2 protein-coding genes are annotated in these 1,185 nt (G+C 40.2%); one reads left to right on the top strand and one right to left on the bottom strand.

What is annotated here, in order from left to right; all coding sequences use genetic code 11:
• Nucleotides 1-116 precede the first annotated feature (116 nt).
• On the bottom strand, nucleotides 117-365 hold the full coding sequence (locus tag F6K49_RS50885) for a hypothetical protein (RefSeq protein WP_293110525.1): 249 nt from the start codon (nucleotides 363-365) through the stop codon (nucleotides 117-119).
• A 313-nt stretch (nucleotides 366-678) separates the two neighbouring features.
• Between F6K49_RS50885 and F6K49_RS50880 the strand changes: the two genes are divergently transcribed.
• Nucleotides 679-936 carry a hypothetical protein gene (locus F6K49_RS50880; RefSeq protein ID WP_293110523.1) on the top strand — a complete coding sequence of 86 codons (258 nt, stop codon included), beginning with the start codon at nucleotides 679-681 and terminating at the stop codon, nucleotides 934-936.
• The last annotated feature ends 249 nt before the right edge of the window (nucleotides 937-1,185 follow it).

Genomic DNA, 1,185 nt, shown 5'->3' with positions numbered 1-1,185 from the left:
CCCGCAACAGTACCTAACAAAGGTGACGCTATTTTCGATAGTTCCAAACCAGCTAAAAAGGAGAATGGTTCCATAATTTATAGGTAATTATGTTCGATGCTATTAATTATAGCAATTTAGGGAGCAGGGAGCAGGGAGTAGGGAGTAGGGAGTAGGGAGTAGGGAATCGGGAATCGGGAATCGGGAAAAAATCCTGTGCAGCTCACTACTATTATGATAAACGATAGAATTTCTAATTTAGAATCCCTGAAAAAATGCGATGCTCTGATTAGGGAGCAGGGAGCAGGGAGCAGGGAGCAGGGAGCAGGGAGCAGGGAGCAGGGAGCAGGGAGCAGGGAATCGGGAAAAAATCCTAGGTAGCTCACTACTATTATGATAAACGTTCTAATTCCTAATTCATAATCCCTAAAAAAATGCATTGAGTTAAAGTCCCCCAGAATTGGGGGATTTAGGGGGCTTGCAATTCTCGCTAGTGAGGTCAATTCATCTGAAAACGACTGTAAATACTATCCGATCATGCTCGAAATTAAATGCTATCCCAGGATTAACCTTTTAAATATAAATGCGATCGCTAATCCAAAATTAAGCAAAAAACAAACAAAAAATAATAAAGTATTGACAAAACTTTTAATTTAATTTAACATATAAATGTTCCCAAAAACAACAGCAAAACAACTTATGGACATCGAAAACTTTCTCCAAAATTTCGAGTATAACCCCAACAATCCTAATCTCCCTGAATCATTTGGCAAACCCCAGCCAGGACGGAAGCAAATCAAACATATATTGATCGGTTCTCCCAAAATTGTGCGGGTCACAATCTATAGCCTTTATAGCCGTGGCTACGCCCAAGTTGATGAGTGGAGCACTCCTCAACCTATCGGAAATTCTGGTGAAGTGATCAGTATATTGATTCGACATCTGTTGGTAGATTAAGATAGCAACTTGCCAGGGATGCCAATCCCTGGCGACAGGTCAAAACTTAGGAGAAAAGGAGAAAGTACGAAGTCTGAAGTCTGAAACCTAAGTTAGTATGTTGTTGATCGGGATAATTTCCCGATGAATTGGTGAAGACATAGTCAAGAACCCTAGGGTTTTTGACTATTACAACAAATAATTCGGTCAAGGATTGGAATTAACCAGAACTTGACCGAATTTTTTTATTGTGATGAGGGAACAGGGAGT

The sequence above is a fragment of the Moorena sp. SIO3I6 genome (assembly GCF_010672095.1).
The sequence above is the reverse complement of the archived record's forward strand: the minus strand, read 5'-3'. Positions and strand labels throughout refer to the sequence as shown.